Annotated in this window: 11 protein-coding genes and 3 tRNA genes; 3 read left to right on the forward strand and 11 right to left on the reverse strand. The window is 66.1% G+C overall.

What is annotated here, in order from left to right; translation table 11 throughout:
• The first annotated feature begins 517 nt into the window (after positions 1–517).
• Entirely contained in the window at positions 518–1,081 is a 564-nt protein-coding gene (locus LQV16_RS20740; RefSeq protein ID WP_229995746.1) for a recombinase family protein, read from the forward strand.
• A gap of 101 nt (positions 1,082–1,182) precedes the next feature.
• Here LQV16_RS20740 and LQV16_RS20745 read toward each other — a convergent pair whose 3' ends face one another.
• The 6 genes from LQV16_RS20745 to LQV16_RS20770 all read right to left on the reverse strand — a co-directional run bounded on the left by LQV16_RS20745 (position 1,183) and on the right by LQV16_RS20770 (position 5,865).
• The gene (locus tag LQV16_RS20745; protein WP_229995747.1) at positions 1,183–1,521 is read right to left on the reverse strand and encodes a helix-turn-helix domain-containing protein; all 339 of its coding nucleotides are present in this window, start codon (positions 1,519–1,521) and stop codon (positions 1,183–1,185) included.
• Between the two features lie 364 nt (positions 1,522–1,885).
• Positions 1,886–1,959 (reverse strand) — tRNA-Ile (locus LQV16_RS20750).
• A gap of 143 nt (positions 1,960–2,102) precedes the next feature.
• Positions 2,103–3,299: a glycosyltransferase gene (locus tag LQV16_RS20755; protein ID WP_229995748.1), complete on the reverse strand. Its 1,197-nt coding sequence runs from the start codon at positions 3,297–3,299 to the stop codon at positions 2,103–2,105.
• Between the two features lie 106 nt (positions 3,300–3,405).
• Positions 3,406–4,308, reverse strand: coding sequence for a DMT family transporter (locus LQV16_RS20760; protein ID WP_229995749.1), 903 nt, complete (start codon positions 4,306–4,308; stop codon positions 3,406–3,408).
• The gene (locus LQV16_RS20765; protein WP_229995750.1) at positions 4,308–4,931 is read right to left on the reverse strand and encodes a CDP-alcohol phosphatidyltransferase family protein; all 624 of its coding nucleotides are present in this window, start codon (positions 4,929–4,931) and stop codon (positions 4,308–4,310) included. Before LQV16_RS20765 ends, LQV16_RS20760 begins: the two co-directional genes overlap by 1 nt.
• Before the next feature lie 55 nt (positions 4,932–4,986).
• Positions 4,987–5,865 carry a phage holin family protein gene (locus tag LQV16_RS20770; protein WP_229995751.1) on the reverse strand — a complete coding sequence of 293 codons (879 nt, stop codon included), beginning with the start codon at positions 5,863–5,865 and terminating at the stop codon, positions 4,987–4,989.
• A 184-nt stretch (positions 5,866–6,049) separates the two neighbouring features.
• Here LQV16_RS20770 and LQV16_RS20775 point away from each other — a divergent pair, with 184 nt between their 5' ends.
• Positions 6,050–7,273 (forward strand): multidrug effflux MFS transporter, encoded by a 1,224-nt coding sequence (locus LQV16_RS20775; protein ID WP_229995752.1) that lies wholly within the window; start codon positions 6,050–6,052, stop codon positions 7,271–7,273.
• A 465-nt stretch (positions 7,274–7,738) separates the two neighbouring features.
• Positions 7,739–8,146, forward strand: a complete 408-nt coding sequence (locus LQV16_RS20780; protein WP_229995753.1) for a hypothetical protein — start codon at positions 7,739–7,741, stop codon at positions 8,144–8,146.
• Positions 8,147–8,246: 100 nt separating this feature from the next.
• Here the strand turns inward: LQV16_RS20780 and LQV16_RS20785 are convergent.
• The 5 genes from LQV16_RS20785 to dusB all read right to left on the reverse strand — a co-directional run.
• Positions 8,247–8,319: transfer RNA gene (locus tag LQV16_RS20785), tRNA-Asn, on the reverse strand.
• A 135-nt stretch (positions 8,320–8,454) separates the two neighbouring features.
• Positions 8,455–8,527, reverse strand: a tRNA-Asn gene (locus LQV16_RS20790).
• 53 nt (positions 8,528–8,580) lie between these two features.
• Positions 8,581–10,518: a DNA primase gene (dnaG, locus tag LQV16_RS20795; RefSeq protein WP_229995754.1), complete on the reverse strand. Its 1,938-nt coding sequence runs from the start codon at positions 10,516–10,518 to the stop codon at positions 8,581–8,583.
• A 52-nt stretch (positions 10,519–10,570) separates the two neighbouring features.
• The gene (locus LQV16_RS20800) at positions 10,571–11,860 is read right to left on the reverse strand and encodes a deoxyguanosinetriphosphate triphosphohydrolase (RefSeq protein WP_229995755.1); all 1,290 of its coding nucleotides are present in this window, start codon (positions 11,858–11,860) and stop codon (positions 10,571–10,573) included.
• Positions 11,853–12,909: tRNA dihydrouridine synthase DusB (gene dusB / locus LQV16_RS20805; protein ID WP_229995756.1), on the reverse strand; the 1,057-nt coding region annotated here is incomplete at its 5' end. The genes LQV16_RS20800 and dusB, both read right to left, overlap by 8 nt.

Here is a 12,909-nt window from a genome sequence, read left to right on the forward strand (position 1 = left end):
CCCGAACCTTTGACATGCGTCTTTTCACGGATCCCCATTCCGTTAGCGGGAGGCCCAGCACCCGGACCTGCAAAGCCGCAGACCCACCCGCCCTAGACGCCTCCCTCACCGGCAGCCAGCCCCGTCAGGTGCACCAACACAGCCCCGGACCGGCCATCATGAACAGTCTTATCCAAGGACCCTGCAGTTTTCTTGACCCACCCGCCCCGAGGCGATGGATTCACCGGCAACCCCGGGCGCCGGCAGTCCTGATTCGCCCGTCCGGGCACATGTTCCTTCGGGCGGCCGGCTGTCCATCGGGCCGCGCTGCGGGACGGTTCCACCAGCCGGGCGGGCGGAAGTGTCCGGGCATGCCCGTGTGAACGCCCACTATGGGCAGGACGAAGGCCGTTGCCGGCAAGGCGCCTAGTGTCTCGCTTGTGTATCTCGCTTGTGTGTCTCACTAACATGTGTCACCATGTTGTTAGGAAAGCACCTAGTGAGATATCGATGGTGTCTCTTGGGCATAGGGGACACCATGAACAAGCTCATTGGATACGCACGAGTCAGCACCAAGGACCAGAACACCGAGCGCCAGGAGATTGACCTCAAGGCGGCTGGCGTCCGCGCTGACGATCTGTATATGGATCATGGCATCAGCGGAGCCAAGGCCGAGCGCCCCGGCCTTACGGCGGCGCTCAAGGCGCTACATGAGGGCGACACGCTGGTCATCACCACCCTTGACCGACTGGGCCGCTCCACCGTAAACCTGCTTGCCCTGATCGACGGGCTAACGAGGCGCGGCGTGCACGTCAAGATTCTTGGACTCGACATTGATACCCGCAGTTCAGCGGGTCGCATGGTTCTGACGATGATGAGCGGACTGGCGGAGATGGAACGGTCCCTCATTCGGGAACGGTCAGCGGATGGAATGCGCAAAGCGCGCGACGCCGGCCGCATTGGCGGGCGTAAGAACACTTATAGCGAGAGCCAGATCAAGAATGCCAAGCACCTGATAGACGCGGGCAAGCCAGCAACCGATGCGGCGCGTGATCTCGGCATGAGTCGCGCAACGCTGTACCGCCGCATGAACGCGCTGTAAGCCGTTCTAACGGCGTCGGACACAGAAAAGCCTCAGCCATCAACGGCTGGGGCTTTTGTCGTCGCTGAGGTTAATCAGTGGCGTGTGAGCCCGATTCTCGGCTAGTCCGTCACTCGCCGCTGGCGAAGCCAGTTGGCAATGTCTGTCTCGCTGTAGCGGATCGTGCCGCCCGGAAGCTTGTAGTAGTCGGCGCCGCTTGCGGCGTTGCGAATCAGCCAGCGAGTGCTGACGCCGAGGCGCCTGGCAACCTCTTCACGGCTAAGCATGGCCGGAACCTCCGGTCCCGCCTTTGCAGGTGTCGCGGGCGGCTCAAGTGGCAGGGCTTGCGGCACCTGCGAAGAGTTCAGGATTGCAGCTACTCCTCTGGCTGGTTCCTGCGACGGCTCCGGCATGGCGTCCACAAGCCGCTGGACCTTCGCCTGCATCTCCTCGCGCTTCATCGATCGACCTCCGAAGGCTCGCGCCCATCCCGTAAAGGGAATGGCATGGCTGGCGTGCTTCATCTTTCGTCATCCGAACTTCCCAGAAGTAGCGGCCGAAGTCCACAGCGCTTCAATCCCTGCACCGTTTTGGCTGCTTCCGCCGCTCCGGGCGCCACTATCGGACTGAATCCAGCTACATCACGCGGAAAACAGGGCCTCGTCCGACCCTGCCGACTATCCAAAAACTATCCAATAGCTGGGGAACAGCCAAGAAAAGCAGGGAACGCATCGACGGCCCATTCTGTCAACCATTCACCCGCCGGAGACAGCAAGAGAGGCCCGGTTCCCTTTGTTTGCAAGGAACCTGGCCTCTCTATTTCAGTAGGGCTACTCGGACTTGAACCGAGGACCTTAGGATTATGAGTCCCGCGCTCTAACCAGCTGAGCTATAGCCCCCTGTGCCCGGAGCCGGACCTGGCCCGCGGGGGCCGGATTGAGTCCGGGCAAAAATACTCTAGCAATACTAGACGCATCACACGTGCACGCGGCCACCGGTCGGCACGGCCCGCATCCAGCCGGCCGGCCGACCCGGAGCCTGCCTAGACGACGAGGTCGTCGTAGCTGGCGCCCCGATAGATGTCCTCAAACGTCTGCAGCGTGCGCGCGATGCCGTGGTTCTCCACCATTTCACGGCTGGTCTTGCCCATCGCCGCGAGCTCGTGAGCGGGCAGCGAGAAGACACGCGCCAGCTTGGCGGCGAGATCATCGCTGTCATTGGGCGTGAAGAGGTAGCCGTTCTCCCCGTCGCGCACCAGGTGCGGCAGCGCCATGGCGTTGGCCAGCAGCACCGGAGTCGACGCCGACATCGCCTCCAGGGTCACCAGGGACTGAAGTTCCGCCGTGCCGGGCATGCAGAACACGTCGGCCGTGATGTAGGCCCTGCGAAGGTCGGCGTCACTGGCCATGCCCAGGAACCTGACCCTGTCCGTCAGCCCGAGCCGTGCGACCTGGGCTTCGAGGGCCGGGCGGACTTCTCCGCCGCCGACGATTTCCAGGTGGATGTCCAGGTCCTTTGGCGTCTTGGCGACGGCGTCAATCAGCACGTCCACGTGCTTCTCCTCCGCCAGCCGGCCGGCGAAGAGTACGGTCGGGCTGGCGTGGCGTTCCACGGTTTCGTCGGGACCCAGTTCGTAGGCCGCAGCGTCGATGCCGTTGGAGAGGGGCAGGACCTTACGGAGGAAGGCATGCTGGTGCATGGCTGTTGCGGCGAGCGGCGTGGGTGTGGTCACAACGTCGGCTTGGCCCATGACCTTGCCCATGTCCCGCCAGGAGATCCGGCCAATGATGTCTTTGAACCATTGCGGGAACGGCAGGAAGGGGTTCAGGTTTTCCGGCATGAAGTGGTTCGTCGCCACCACCCGGATGCCGCGGTTCACGGCCTCGTACAGGACGTGCTCGCCGATCATGTAGTGGCTCTGGATGTGCACCACGTCCGGCTGGATGCGGTCGAACAACAGTCCGATTTCCTTCTTGATCTCCCACGGGAAGGTGACCCGGAAGTACTCGTGCGTGGGCACGGAATGGGAGCGGAGGCGGTGCACGGTGGCCTCATCGCTGAACTCGCTGTAGCTGGCGCCCTTGCCCGGGCGGCAGGCCAGGACATGCACTTTGTGTCCGCGGGCCGTCATGCCCTTGGCGAGGCGGTAGCCGAACTGGGCGGCGCCGTTGACGTGGGGCGGGTACGTGTCAGCGGCAATCAGGATGGTCAGCGGGGGCTGGTTGTCGGACTTGGTCACGTGAAGGGCTCCTGGTGGTCGCTGTGCGGACAGCTGGATCAATGGCGGCCGGTTGGCGGTCGGCACAGGCGCGCCGGGGCCCGCAGCCGGAATCTGGACTGACGCCCTAGGACCTGCCCGCTGCCTTCCGCGCGTCCTTCTTGCGCTTGGTGACTTCCGGGTGGTGCCTGGAGAGGGCTATGACTCCCACGATAGCAAGCAATGCGGCCGTCCCCATGGCAATAGCCGTCACGGCTTGGACATCTGGACGCAGTTCTCCAAGAATGACGATGCCGATCGCGATGCCCACAATGGGGTCGATCACGGTCAATCCTGCGATCACGAGATCCGGCGGTCCGCTCGAGTACGCGCTTTGGACAAACCACGATCCCAGAGCGCCGGCAGCAATAATCGCCACAACGCTGTACCACGGCACGTTCAGCAGGAACTGTCCGTTGGGATCGAGCAGGTGCCTGCCGATGATGCGGGTCAGGACCGCCACGAAGCCGAACAGGACCCCGGCGCCCAGGATGTAGACGAAGGCGCTCATGCGGTGCCTGAACAGGACGGCGAGCGTGCCAAACGCCGCGACCGCCACGGCCAGGAGCAGCACGATGGTCAGCTCGTCCTCGCTGCTGACGTTGTGATTCTCCTGCGTGGCGGTGACGGCCAGCAGCACGAACAGCGCTGAGCCGGTCACGCAGAGCGAGATGGCCACGATGGTGGCCCGGTTCATGCTCAGGCCCTGGTCCTTGGTGTTGACCACGGTAGTGATGACCAGGGCGATCGCGCCGATCGGCTGCACCACCGTCAAGGGCGCCATGACGAGGGCGATCGCGTTCATCCCCATCCCGACGCACAGCAGCAGGAACCCGAATACCCAGCGCGGGTTGCGCACGAGCCGCAGCAGGCCGTGGGTGCTCAGCGCCAGTCCGCCGGTATCGGCCTTGACCGCACTGCCCTGGCGCTGTGCCCCAAACGCCAGGCAAAAGGCGCCGAGGACCGCAAGCAAGACCGCAAGCCAGACCATCAGTGGGAGCCGCCGTCGTGCGCCCGAAGCTGCCTGCCCTTGCCGATGATGGCCCAGACGTAGTTGTAGGCCGCGATCCAGTGCCCCACGAGTCCCAGTCCCAGGAAGATCCACGCGACCACGGCGTAGACGTTCGCGGCAGGCACCGGAAGTTTGGACAGCACCAGCAGCGGTGTGCCCACCAGAAGCAGACCCGTCCGGATCTTTCCGATGCGGCTCACCGGCAGATCCGGGTGCCCGTGGAAATAGAACAGCGACAGGGCCAGCAGGACCGCGTCCGGGACCAGCAGTGCGACCAGATACCACCACTGGACGACACCGGCGATCACGAGGGTCACGGCCACGGCGATCAGCGAGAGCCTGTCGGCAATCGGGTCCATGACCCGCCCGAGGTTGGACATCTGGTTGAAGCGGCGGGCGATGTAGCCGTCCACCCAGTCAGTGCTGGCCATGATGGCGAGCACGAGGGCGCCGTAGCCGTACTCGTGTTCCGAGAGGACGAGCCAGATGAAGAGGGGAACACCAAGGAAGCGCACCACGGTCAGGACATTTGGAACCGTGAAGATTGCGTCGCGGTGCACAAGGGGCTGCCCGGGGCGGGCGCCAGCGCCGATGAACTTCATCGATTCCCCCCTTCCGTGGACGGCAACAGTTTGGCGTTTCGGTACAGGGGTCTGCCTAGCCCTTGATCAGCTTGCGCAGCAGAATAGCCAGGGCAGCGGCCGCCGCGGCCAGCACGGCAAGGGGCTTCCAGCGGTCCTTGATCTGGCCGGTCAGGTTTTGCCCGTCAGCGGATGTGGGCGTCCCCGCCGAGGAGCGGGCTGCGGAGCGGAAGCCTGCGATCTTGTCGCTGAGCTGCCCTTTGCCGACCTGCAACCTGGCCTGGGTGGCGGCCAGCAGCGTCTGCGCCTGGGTCCTGACATCGAGTTCCCGGCCGAGGTCGTCCCGCACGCTGGTGAGATGCGTGCGCCGCTGGTCCAGACGGCGTCGGAGTTCGGCCTCTGTGGGGGCGGGCCCGAAGTCGGGCTTTGCGGCCGCCCTGGCTTCCTTTTCCGCCTTTTCCTTAGCGGCGGCGGCTTCCTTGGCGGCCTTGGCGGCTTTGTACTGTTCGGAGTTCGGATCCAGGATTGCTGCGTCGAAGGCGGAGCCTTCCTTGGCGATGCCGAGATCGTACTTGAGTCCCCGGATCGTCTCCTCGGGAACCAGCGGCATGACCGCCTTGAACTTGTTCAGCCCGATGAGCGCCCCGATCGTGGCGATGATCAGGCAGACGGCGGAGACCAACAAGGCTGCGAGCCACGCCGGCATGATCGTGGCCAGACCCATGATCGCGGCGACCATCAGACCGATCACCAGGAGCGCAACGAAGACCAGGGCAACGCCGAAGAAGGCGCCGGCAACACCGAGCTGGATCCCCTTGCGCTTGATTTCGGCCTTGGCCAGAGCTATCTCGTCATTGAGCTGGCGGGGGGCCAGCCTGAAGATCATCTTCAAGGTTTTCGGCAGCGCCGAAATGCGCAACCCGCTGCCTGTCCCGCCGCTGTGACGTCCGCTCATCGGTCCCGCCTAACTGGTGCCATCCGTCGATCCGCTCGCGCGGGCTTGCCGGGTCTGGACAGCTTCGCACAGACCCCGGTGTCAAAACTATCATTTCGGCTCTTGGGAGGCCCTTTCGGGCAAGGTGTGGCGCGCCCGCGCAACCACCGGCCAGCCGCCCTTGCGGGCCCTAGGATGGACCTCTGTGAGCACACCCCCCAATCCCGGTGATTCCCTGAGCCGGCGTCGCAAATTCCTCTATATCCTGACGCTCGGCGCCCTGACGGCACTTGGGCCGTTCACAGTGGATCTCTACCTGCCCGCGTTCCCGGCCCTGGAAGACAGCCTTGGCGTTTCCGAGGCCGCGGTGCAGCTGACGCTCACGGGGACGACCATAGGTTTCGCGCTGGGACAGCTGGTGGTGGGCCCGCTGAGCGACAAGTTCGGCCGGAGGCTGCCCCTGATCCTGGCGACGGCGGTCCACATCACGGCCTCCCTGGGCGCGGCCCAGTCCACGGATATCGCCACGCTGGGTTTCTTCCGTGTCCTCATGGGCATCGGGGCCGCCGGCGGCGGTGTGGTGGCCATGGCCATGGTCCGTGACCTGTTCAGCGGCTACGCGATGGTGCGGATGTTCTCGAGGATGGCACTGGTCAACGGGCTGGCCCCGATCCTCGCCCCGGTCATCGGCTCCCAGCTGCTGTTGCTGATGCCCTGGCCCGGCATCTTCCTGTTCCTGGCCGCCTACGGGACCTGTGTCATCATCGCGGCCCTGTTCGTGATCCGGGAGACCCTGCCCCCGGAGCTGCGCGGCAAATCCGGGATGACCGCGCGCCAGCGCTACAAAGTGCTGTTCTCCGACCGTATCTTCGTGGGCCTGCTGCTGGTGGGCGGCATGAACTTCGCGGGCCTCTTCGCCTATCTCTCCGCCTCGCCGTTCCTGTTCCAGAATGTCTACGGTTTCACTCCCCAGCAGTACGGCCTGCTCTTCGGCATCAACTCACTCGGCATCGTGGCAGGCGTGCAGACCAGTGCACGGCTCATCAGGCGCGTTCCGCCGCAATGGATCCTGGCCTGTTCCACGGCCTGGATGTTCATCATGGCCGTCCTGATTGTCGTCTTCGACCAGCTGGGATTCGGGCTGTGGGGCATCCTGGTGCCGCTGTGGTTCTACATCCTCGGCGCCGGTTTCACCTTCCCCACCGTGCAGGTGCTGGCCCTGGCCAAACACGGCGCCCAGGCCGGAACCGCGGCTTCACTTCTTGGCGCGGCGACCTTCATGATGGCGGGCCTGGTCTCCCCGGTGGTCGGCTGGCTCGGCGTCGACTCCGCAACCCCCATGGGTGCCGTCCAGGCAGCCTGCATCCTGCTGGCGGCCGCTGCGCTGTGGCTGGTTGTTCGGCCCAGCACAGTGCCCCCGATCCAGTAGGGCCGGGCCGCCGCGCTCTCCGGCGGGACGTGCCCGTTCTTCGCGGCACCCCGGCGGGACATGCCCATTCTTCGCGGCATCCCCGGCGGGACATGCCCATTCTTGACGCCCGGGAATGGGCATATTGGCACTATGTCCACGCGCCAGGACCAGCACTGAGCATGTCCCCATGGGCACCTCACCAGGACTGAGCATGTCCCTCCGGGCACCTCACTGATCGGACCAGGGCGGGGCATGCCCATTCTTCGCGGCGTCCCGGGCGGGGCATGCCCATTTTTCGCGGCGGCCCCGGCGGGACGTGCCCATTCTTGGCGCCCGGGGCTGGGCATATTGGCACTATGTCCACGCGCCAAGAGCAGCAGTGAGCATGTCCCCCGGGCACCGCGGACTCCTCGACCCCTCACTCCCTGGCCCTGGCCCGCTCGCACCCTGTTCGGCGTCCGCGGCGGGCGATAAAGTTATTTCATGCCCGACAGGCAGGACCCCCCGCCCCTTCCGGCCACTTGGCAGCGGTGCGACGCCGGAATCCTGCCCCTGTGGTGGGATCGTCTGTGCAGTCAGACCAGTCCCCAGTCGGCGGCCCTGTACGCCTCCGGCCTGTTCACCGAAGACCGCCGCCGTCCGATTGCCCAGTGGTACAACCCGGCATACGACTCCGCCCTCCTCGTGGCACCGGAATCTTCCCCGGAGTGGCCGGTGCAACGGTTCGGCATCTTCTATGCGCCCCCGGGCGGCGGATTCACCCAGGTGCACTCGGCGCCGCATGAGTGGCACCCGCGCGAGCCGCGGAAGTCCCCCACGGAGCTGGAGGCGTTCCAGGCCGCGGTGGCCGAGGCCCAGCGCTTCCTCCAGGTGGAAATGTACTTCGTCTGAGTCCGGCACCTGAAGCGCCCGGACCACGGAACGGAACCATAACCACGGGGCAACAAAAAAGGTCCCGCGGCTGGTTTTCACCGGCCGCGGGACCTGTCCGCTCCTCCTGCTGGACTTGAACCAGCAACCCTTCGATTAACAGTCGAATGCTCTGCCAATTGAGCTAAGGAGGAATGAAGCAGGTACGACATTAGCAAACGTTTTGCCGGTAGGGAAATCGGCGAAGGGACCAGTGCCGGCCAGCCGCTAAATACCCCCTCCGGGTATAAAAAAGTCCCCGTTCCGGAACCCGGAACGGGGACTGCGCGCTCCTCCTGCTGGACTTGAACCAGCAACCCTTCGATTAACAGTCGAATGCTCTGCCAATTGAGCTAAGGAGGAATGGAGCGGGTATAAGCCTAGCAAACACCAGCCCGGGAAACGAAATCGGCGGCTCAGGCGTCCGAGCGCAGGGACCGCCGCTGCATCTCCAGTTGCATGAGTTCGCGGTTCAGGCGCTGGAAATCCTCGGGATCGGCCGAGGCGTCCAGACGCTGCAACTGGCCCATCTTCTCGGCCTTGACCCGGGTGATCTGGAGTTCGAACAAGCGGGCAAGGATGTCCTTGCAGTAGCGCAGGACACCTTCGGGCGTGTTGGCCGGCAAGGGCACCACCGCGAGTTCGGACACGAGCGGGCGCAACGGCTCAGGGACCTCCTGCAGCAGCTGCTCCACCCAGCGCACCGGGTCCCCGGCAAACCCGAGTCCGGTGGCCCGGATGGCCTCGTGGATGGCCAGATAGGCGGGCGTGGAGAACCGCGCTTCCGAGAAGCGCTGCCACGTCTCGCCCTCGAGCATGCCGGGTTCCTGCAGCGCGACCTCGAGTGCCTGGCGTTCCATCGCTGCCACGGGGTCCCGGGGATCAGGACGGTTGAAGGACGGGAGCACCGCCGACGGCGGCAAGGGGGCAACGCCCGGCCCAGTCCCGGCAAAGCCGCGGCCGGACCCGGGATGTCCCTGCCCGCCGCCATGGCCGCCGCCCGGCGGGGCCGAGGCAGCCTGTGCGGCACGCTTGGTCGCGGCACCGACGGCCCTGCTGACCTCCTCGACCGGCATCCCCAGCCAGCCGGCGAGCTCCCGGGCGTAGGCCGGCCGGATGCCGGCGTCGCGGATCTGCGCCACCACAGGCGCGGATTCACGCAGGGCAGCGATCCGGCCCTCGACGGTGTCCAGATTGTGCCGCTTCAGGGTGGCACGGATGGCGAACTCGAACAGCGGCCGGCGGCTCCCGATCAAGTCCCGGACGGCGGAGTCGCCCTTGGACTGGCGGAGTTCGCAGGGGTCTGCGCCGCTGGGTTCCACCGCCACGAACGTTTGCGCGACAAACCGCTGGTCCTCCTCGAAGGCGCGCAGTGCCGCCTTCTGGCCGGCGGCGTCGCCGTCGAAGGTGAAGATGACTTCTCCCCCGCTGCCGTCGTCGGAGAGCAGCCGGCGGGCGATCTTGATGTGCTCGGTGCCGAAGGCGGTGCCGCACGTGGCCACCGCCGTCGGAATGCCGGCCAAGTGGCAGGCCATGACGTCGGTGTAGCCTTCCACCACCACGAGCTGGCGGTCCTTGGCGATGCTGCGCTTGGCGAGGTCGATGCCGTAGAGGACCTGGGACTTCTTGTAGAGCGCGGTTTCGGGGGTGTTCAGGTACTTCGGGCCCTGATCGTCCTCATAGAGCTTGCGGGCACCGAAGCCGATAGTGTCGCCGGCGATGTCCCGGATGGGCCAGATCAGCCGGCCGCGGAAACGGTCGTAGATCCCCCGGCCGCCTTCGGAAAACATCCCGGTGAGCTTGAGCTCGGCATCCGTGTAGCCGCGGCCGCGGAGGTGCTTGAGCAGCGAGTCCCAGCCCTGCGGCGCGTAGCCCACACCGAACTGTTCCGCCGCCGCACGGTCAAAGCCCCGTCCGTAGAGGAAGTTGCGGCCCTCGGCCGCGCCCGGGGTGATCAGCTGGGCACGGAAGAATTCGTCGGCCACTTTGTGCGCGTCCAGCAGACGCTGGCGCCGGCCGATATCCTCCCGGTTGGGACCGGAGCCGCCGTCCTCGTAGTGGAGTTCGAAGCCGATCCGGTGGGCCAGCTTTTCGACGGCCTCGTGGAAAGTGGTGTGGTCCAGCTTTTGGACGAAGGAGATGACGTCGCCGTCCTCGCCGCAGCCAAAGCAGTGGTACCGGCCAACCTGGGGGCGGACCGTGAAGGAGGGTGAGCGTTCGTCGTGGAAGGGGCACAGGCCCTTGTAGGACCCCAGCCCGGCTCCCTTGAGCGTCACGTAGCCATCGACGACTTCCTTGATGTCAGTGCGCTGGCGTACTTCATCGATGTCTTCGCGTTTGATCAGGCCGGCCACAGTGCCATCCTAGTCCCCGGGTACGACGCCGACTGTCCGGCCACGGCGGCACTCACCACAGCGACGGCAGGCTGCCCACGAGGCGCTCGTACATGGCCAGCGCTGAGCCGTCCGTCAGCGAGGCGACCTGGTCGATGACCACGCGCAGCCGCGCGGCGTCGTCCGCGGCGTCGAGCCAGTCGGCGGCGAACATCGGCTCCAGGTGGCGGTCACCCGTGGCGCTGAGCGCGGTGACCAGGGCATGCAGGACCTCGCGCTGGCGCTCATAGATGGGCTGCCGGTGTTCGGTGGTCATCACGAAGGTGGTGGCCAGGCCCTTCATCACCGCGATTTCCATGACAGTCTCATCCGGGACGATCAGCTCCGCGTTGTAACGGGTCAGGTTTTCCGGGCCGTAGACCGTGCGGGTGGCCTCCAGCGCACTCTGGCAGAAGCGGCCGATGAGCTGGCTGGTCATGTCCTTGAGCGCCGCCATGGCCTTGCGGCTGCCATCGGCCTCGCGCACCCAGACGTCAGTGGCCTCCAGCCGGGCCAATGCGGCGTCGATCGCGGCGGGATCGTTGTGCGGCAGGTACCACTGCTTGGCGTAGCCGACGACGCGGGCGCGGTGGTCCGGGTTGTCCATCCAGCGCAGCTGGAAATGGCCTGCCACGATCGCGTCCTCGACGTCGTGCACCGAGTAGGAGATATCGTCCGCCAGGTCCATGACCTGCGCTTCGAGGCAGGACCGGCGTTCCGGGGCGCCGTCGCGCATCCAGTCGAAAATGGGGAGGTCGTCCTCGTAGGCGCCGAACTTGCTGGTCCGTTCCCCGTGGATGACCGGCGCGTTCACGGCGGACCAGGGGTACTTGGCGGCGGCATCGAGGCTCGCCCGGGTCAGGTTCAGGCCAGCCGGCCGGCCGTCGGCGGCAAGGACCTTTGGCTCCAGCCGGGTCAGCAGCCGCAGCGTCTGGGCGTTGCCCTCGAAGCCGCCGATCCCATGGGCCACCTCGTTGAGGGCGGCTTCGCCGTTGTGGCCGAAGGGCGGGTGGCCGAGGTCGTGGCTGAGGCAGGCCGTGTCCACGACGTCGGGGTCGCAGCCGAGGGCACGGCCCAGTTCGCGGCCCACCTGGGCAACCTCAAGGCTGTGGGTGAGCCTGGTCCGGACGAAGTCGTCAGTATCCGGCGCCACCACCTGGGTCTTCGCGCCGAGCCGGCGCAGAGCCGAGGAATGCAGGACCCGCGCACGGTCGCGCTCGAAGTCCGACCGGTAGGTGCTCTTGGGCGGCTCTTCGACCCACCGGGCGCAGTCGCGGGAGGTGTAGCCGTCCAGGACGGGGGCGGTGGTCCGGGTCTCAGCCACCGGAGACGTCCAGTTCAGCGAAGGAGATGTCGCGGGTCTGCGCGTCATTCAGCGTCCGGTTCAGCAGCCAGTCCTTCGGCAGCGCAGGCTTCTTCGGAGAGCCGGCGCGGCCGCGCGGGCCCTCGGCGTCGCCCCCCGGATATGGCGAGTCGAGGTCCAGCTGGTCCAGGGTCCCGCGCAGCACCTCGAGGCTGGTGACGAGTGCCAGCTTGGTCCGCAGTTCGCTGCCGACCACGTAGCCCTTGAAGTACCAGGCAATGTGCTTGCGGATTTCGCGCAGGGCCTTGCCCTCGTCCCCGAACGTCTCGACCATGAGCTCGGCGTGCCGGTACACGCTTTCGGCCACCTGGCGCAGATCCGGCCGGTGCCGCTGGTCGCTGCCTTCGAACGCGGCCATGAGATCGCCGAACAGCCAAGGCCTGCCCTGGCAGCCGCGGCCGACGACGACGCCGTCCACACCCGTTTCGCGGACCATCCGGACCGCGTCTTCCGCGGACCAGATGTCTCCGTTGCCAAGGACGGGAATGTCCGGCAGGGCTTCGCGCAGCCGGGCAATGGCGGACCAGTCGGCCTGGCCGGAATAGAACTGTGCGGCCGTGCGGCCGTGAAGTGCGACGGCGGCGACGCCGGAATCACGGGCAATCCGGCCGGCATCGAGGTACGTCAGGTGGTCCTCGTCAATGCCCTTGCGCATTTTGATGGTCAGCGGGACGTTGCCCTTGGAGGCTTCCTTCACCGCGGTCTGGACGATCGAGGTGAAGAGGTCGATCTTCCACGGCAGGGCCGAGCCGCCGCCGCGGCGGGTCACCTTGGGCACAGGGCAGCCGAAGTTGAGGTCGATGTGGTCTGCCCGGTCCTCCTCGACGAGCATCCTGACGGCTTGGCCGACGGTCACGGGGTCCACACCGTAGAGTTGGACGGAGCGGACTTTCTCGTCGTCGTCGTGCGAGATGATGCGCAGCGATTCCGGCGTGCGCTCCACGAGGGCACGCGAGGTGACCATCTCCGCCACATACAGGCCGCCGCCGTATTCACGGCACAGCCTGCGG

Origin of the sequence: Arthrobacter sp. Bi26 (genome assembly GCF_918697925.1) — a bacterium.
GTDB lineage: Bacteria > Actinomycetota > Actinomycetes > Actinomycetales > Micrococcaceae > Arthrobacter.

Bases quoted from the DNA above. Each gene is read 5' to 3' on its own strand.
- LQV16_RS20770 (WP_229995751.1), bottom strand. From the start codon at position 5,865: ATGAGCGGACGTCACAGCGGCGGGACAGGCAGCGGGTTGCGCATTTCG.
- LQV16_RS20780 (WP_229995753.1), top strand. From the start codon at position 7,739: ATGCCCGACAGGCAGGACCCCCCGCCCCTTCCGGCCACTTGGCAGCGG.
- LQV16_RS20740 (WP_229995746.1), top strand. From the start codon at position 518: ATGAACAAGCTCATTGGATACGCACGAGTCAGCACCAAGGACCAGAAC.
- LQV16_RS20745 (WP_229995747.1), bottom strand. From the start codon at position 1,521: ATGAAGCGCGAGGAGATGCAGGCGAAGGTCCAGCGGCTTGTGGACGCC.
- LQV16_RS20765 (WP_229995750.1), bottom strand. From the start codon at position 4,931: ATGAAGTTCATCGGCGCTGGCGCCCGCCCCGGGCAGCCCCTTGTGCAC.
- LQV16_RS20760 (WP_229995749.1), bottom strand. From the start codon at position 4,308: ATGGTCTGGCTTGCGGTCTTGCTTGCGGTCCTCGGCGCCTTTTGCCTG.